The organism is Ohtaekwangia sp., assembly GCF_036568665.1.
GTDB lineage: Bacteria > Bacteroidota > Bacteroidia > Cytophagales > Cyclobacteriaceae > Ohtaekwangia.
Window position 1 is genome coordinate 1 of the sequence record NZ_DATCSD010000113.1, and the last position, 3139, is coordinate 3139.

Annotated in this window: 3 protein-coding genes and 1 pseudogene; 1 reads left to right on the forward strand and 3 read right to left on the reverse strand. The window is 45.8% G+C overall.

The genetic code is table 11. The features are described 5' to 3' along the window. Positions 1-949: pseudogene (locus VIN08_RS05885) on the forward strand (hypothetical protein); the annotation flags it as partial. Here the strand turns inward: VIN08_RS05885 and VIN08_RS05890 are convergent. The 3 genes from VIN08_RS05890 to VIN08_RS05900 all read right to left on the reverse strand — a co-directional run. Then, positions 939-1196, reverse strand: coding sequence for a SemiSWEET transporter (locus VIN08_RS05890; protein WP_331960916.1), 258 nt, complete (start codon positions 1194-1196; stop codon positions 939-941). The pseudogene VIN08_RS05885 and the gene VIN08_RS05890 overlap by 11 nt on opposite strands. 161 nt (positions 1197-1357) lie before the next feature. Next, the gene (locus VIN08_RS05895) at positions 1358-2161 is read right to left on the reverse strand and encodes an ABC transporter permease subunit (protein WP_331961645.1); all 804 of its coding nucleotides are present in this window, start codon (positions 2159-2161) and stop codon (positions 1358-1360) included. A gap of 59 nt (positions 2162-2220) precedes the next feature. After that, positions 2221-3139, reverse strand: a 919-nt coding sequence (locus VIN08_RS05900; protein WP_331961648.1) for an ABC transporter ATP-binding protein, incomplete at its 5' end; no start/stop codon positions are given.

Genomic DNA, 3139 nt, shown 5'->3' on the forward strand with positions numbered 1-3139 from the left:
GTGGAGCTTTCTGTTACCTCCGGTGTGGATGGCTGGCGCACTGGAAACTATACATTATAAACTAACGGATCTATCGCACATCGCGTTAACAATTTGTGCGTTGGTGTTGCCTATATTGGGCGCTTACCTGGTGAACAAATACCTCTCCCCTATATTTACTAAAAAGCTGGGCACGATGGGTGCCTGCACGGAGCGTGTTGAAAAACCCAAAACAGAAAAGCAAAGCTATAGCAACAAGATCAGCGGCTGGATTACCAACAATCCGTTTGAGCAGGGTGCGTTTAACCTGATCTATAAAATTCTCAGTCGCGACAGAAAGATAAAGCTAAAGATATACCCGGCCTTCGGTTATGTGTTGATCTTCGGGGTGATCTTTGCCATGCAGGGTAAAAAAGATATTGTGGCCACGTGGCACAACCTGCCCAACACGCAATATCACCTCATGCTGATATACCTGGCATTTATGATCTTGCAGGTAGCCGTGTATGAAGTTCCTTATTCAGATGATTTTAAAGCGAGCTGGGTATATTTCTCAGCGCCGTTAGATAAACCGGGAGAGATTCTGTCGGGTACTTTGAAAGCGATTTTTGTACGATTGTTCATACCCGGCTATACGGTGATCAGCGCATTGATATTATTTATCTGGGGATCTCGTGCGGGCGTTGATATACTCTTCGGATTCTTTAACAACTTTTTGATGCTGCTCATCTTCGCGATGATAAACACACGACATCTGCCGTTGTCGATGGCACCGAATGTTCGCAGCCAGTCGGGAAATATAGCGCGGTCGCTGCTTACATTTCTGCTAATCGGTATTCTGGGCTTTGGGCATTATCTGCTAGCGCGAATACCGTTTATACAGTTGGGCATGATACCCGTGCAGCTTGGTATAATTTTCCTGCTGCTACGGGCGTACAAGCGAACGGACTGGAACCAGCTTATTCTTTAAAGCGCAGTTTGAAGTACAGCAGTGTAGAGGCGAGCATCAGCGTAAGCATGTTGGCAGCGATTACAGGTATATCCTGCACCATAATGCCGTAGATAAGCCACAAGGCTACACCCAGACAAAAGATAGAGAACATGCTTAAAGAAAGATCTTTCGCAGAACGGGACTTCCAGGTTTTAATAACCTGTGGCAAAAAAGCGATGGTAGTACAACCTCCGGCAACCAGTCCTATTAATTGAATCGTGTTCATAAAGGGTCAATAAAAGCTTTACAGTTTTCTTTACACGACAAAATTAATGAAACGTTGCGGTGGCAGACCGTTGATGTAATTTTATTAAACTACTTGCTTCTTAAAACGATTGCAGAAATTTTCTTCTTCAAAGCGATTGCATTCGGCTTCCGCGAAAGCGGTTAAATGTCCGAGCGCTTCAGCTTCCAATAGCTGGTATAATTGAAGATGAGTGTCCAACCGAGTACAATGGCCACAGACGACAGCTTGAGGTAGTCCTGTATCTCCTGAAATGCGTAGCGGGGAAAAGGCCACGGTATCAGGTACCAGATGGAGCGCATAGGAAAGAAAGGTATAACTTCCGGTAAGTAATTATCCACTTTGGCTGCTACAATCGCTTCGATGGCAGGGAACAACAACAGGAGAATGATAGTAAGACCGGCCCGTTGAATGAGTACACCCAACATGAGCGCAAACGACAGGAAGAAGAACAGCTCGAGAAAGTAAGCCGGGAAAAATTCAAGATCAGTCATTATACGATCCAGCTCGATAGAGGGGCTATAGATCATGCCGGTTACAAGACCGATCAGGAAGATCATCACCACACTTATCAAACTAAGTAACACATTCGTGATGATCTTGGAGAACAGAAATTCGCTGCGACTTAATCCGTCTATTATATTTTGCCGTATCGTTCTATAGCTATATTCATTGGTGATGGAGATTGCCACCAGCACGGCCAGCACAATCTTCAAAAGACCAGCACACCAGATCAGGTTCATCCACACATCCGGAAAATGATAAAGTGGTATACGGTTGATGTTTAACTTCTGCCCGAAGTCTTCGAATGTGCGTGCCAGCCACTTCAAAAATTCCATACCGCTGGCAGCACCAAGCCCCAGCGTTAAAAAGTATAAACCACCAATTACCCAGAAGGTACGGTAGCTTGTCATTTTCTTCAGGTCTATTTTGAGAAGGTGCAGCATAACGCGCAGATGTATTTATAGTACGATGTTGATGTGATTCAAAATATAGTATAGCTGGCTCACGCACCCGCCAGTATTTCGAGAAACTGTTTCTCCAGTGTCTTTTTCTTTGTAGTGAGGTGCGAAGCCACAATACCTTTCTCGAATAAGAACTTGTTCAGGTCTTTGCTATGAAAACCTTCGCGCATAGCCACCTGGAAACTTCCATTCTCACGGCTGATGGATGATGTGCCGGCGAAGGCCAGCAACACTTCGTTCAGGTTCTCTGCCGAAGCCGCCACTTCAACCGTTTCTTCGCCTTTGCCAACTTCATCTACCGGACCAACGTGTACCAGTGTTCCTTTCTTTAACACTGCGAAGTGCGTACAAACTTTCTGCACTTCGTCCAGCAGGTGACTGGCGAGTATAATCGTTTTACCATTGGCTGCAATCTTTTTGATGAGTTCGCGTATCTCCGCTATACCCATGGGGTCAAGGCCGTTGGTAGGTTCATCGAGAATCAACACGGTAGGATCGTTCAGTAAGGCCGAGGCGATCGCCAGGCGTTGCTTCATACCAAGAGAATAGGTACGATACTTATCGTCTTTGCGCTCATATAGTTCTACCAGCTGCAATACCCTCGGTATATTTTCTACCGGGCATTGCTTGATCATGGCGTTGAGCTCAAGGTTCTTCTGCCCGCTGAGGTAAGGATAAAATATAGGATGCTCCAACACGGCTCCTATCTTCTTACGAACCTGGTGGGTGGGCACTTCGCCAAACCAGGTAAAGTCACCGGCAGTAGGATTTATCACACCCATCAGCATGCCGAGCGTGGTAGTCTTGCCACTACCGTTCGGGCCTAACATACCGAAAACCTGTCCGGCTTTTACTTCCAGCGACAGGTTGTTTACGGCCTTGATCCTGCCAAATTGTTTGGTCAGGTTTTTTATGGAGAGTACGGATTCCAAAAGTTTTTCTTTGTTAGCTATAGTATTG

Bases quoted from the DNA above. Each gene is read 5' to 3' on its own strand.
- VIN08_RS05890 (WP_331960916.1), bottom strand. From the start codon at position 1,196: ATGAACACGATTCAATTAATAGGACTGGTTGCCGGAGGTTGTACTACC.
- VIN08_RS05895 (WP_331961645.1), bottom strand. From the start codon at position 2,161: ATGCTGCACCTTCTCAAAATAGACCTGAAGAAAATGACAAGCTACCGT.